The sequence below is a fragment of the Terrisporobacter muris genome, assembly GCF_024621905.1.
Classification (GTDB): Bacteria; Bacillota; Clostridia; order Peptostreptococcales; family Peptostreptococcaceae; genus Terrisporobacter; species Terrisporobacter muris.
The window spans coordinates 1-1,032 of sequence record NZ_JANKBY010000601.1 but is presented as its reverse complement, the minus strand read 5'-3'; the positions used below and the strand labels follow the sequence as shown (position 1 = coordinate 1,032).

General features: G+C 26.6%; 1 protein-coding gene. It reads left to right on the top strand.

The window, feature by feature from the left end; genetic code table 11:
• Positions 1-127 precede the first annotated feature (127 nt).
• Positions 128-988 (top strand): YitT family protein, encoded by an 861-nt coding sequence (locus NSA58_RS20550; protein WP_039680860.1) that lies wholly within the window; start codon positions 128-130, stop codon positions 986-988.
• The last annotated feature ends 44 nt before the right edge of the window (positions 989-1,032 follow it).

Here is a 1,032-nt window from a genome sequence, read left to right as displayed (position 1 = left end):
TTAATATACATCTTAAATTTATTTTATTAGTTTGTATTTTCTGAATAAAGTTAATATTTAATATTATTTCAAATTATTAGTAAAATTCTATTATAATTGTTATAATATGTTTTATGGAGGGATATATATGAAAAATAATTTAAAAAATATCATAACAGAAGCTTTAGGTATGATTATAGGATGTATACTAGCAAGTATTGGTATAAACATGTTCTTTAGTCCTTACACTATTGCACCAGGTGGCTTAAGTGGTCTATCTGTAGTTTTAAGCAAAATTAGTGGTTTATCTGTATCAGCAATAATGTTAATAATGGGTATACCTCTAATAATATTTTCAATCAAAATTTTAGGGAAAAAAGATGCTCTAAAGACTTTAATAGGTATGTTACTTTTATCAACTTGTCTAAAGCTTACATCTTCATTTTCTCAAATTACAGTAACAAATGATGTTTTATTATCAGCAATAACAGGAGCTATACTTTTGGGGTTAGGACTAGGAATTATATTTAGAGTTGATGGTTCCACTGGAGGAACAGATCTAATAGCCCTGATGGTTAACAAGGCTATCCCAAGCATTCCTTTATCAAAATGCTTAGTATTTATAGACGGACTTGTTGTGATATCGTCAGGTTTAGTTAATAAGAATTTAGAAACAGGTTTATATTCAGCAATTAGCTTATATGTTATCGTAAAAATGGTAGATTTTATTGTTGCAGGATTTGATTATTCAAAAAGCTTTATGATAATAACAAACGAAGAAGAAGCTCTAAAAAATGCTATTGTGAATGATATTAAAAGAGGTATAACTATTCTTGATGGAAAAGGTGGTTATACTGATAATAGCAAAAGTGTATTAATAGTCGTTGTAAATAAGAAACAAGAAGTTCATTTAAAGAAATTAATTAAAAAAGTTGATAAAAATGCCTTTATAATAGTTAGCGATGTGCATGAAGTATTTGGTGAAGGGTTTACACCAATAAGTGCATAAGTATATTTTTTATAATTATAAGACTTGTAATTTCTTAATAAAGA

What these genes read in the sequence shown, in the direction of transcription:
- NSA58_RS20550 (WP_039680860.1), top strand. Translation starts at nt 128, where the DNA reads ATGAAAAATAATTTAAAAAATATCATAACAGAAGCTTTAGGTATGATT.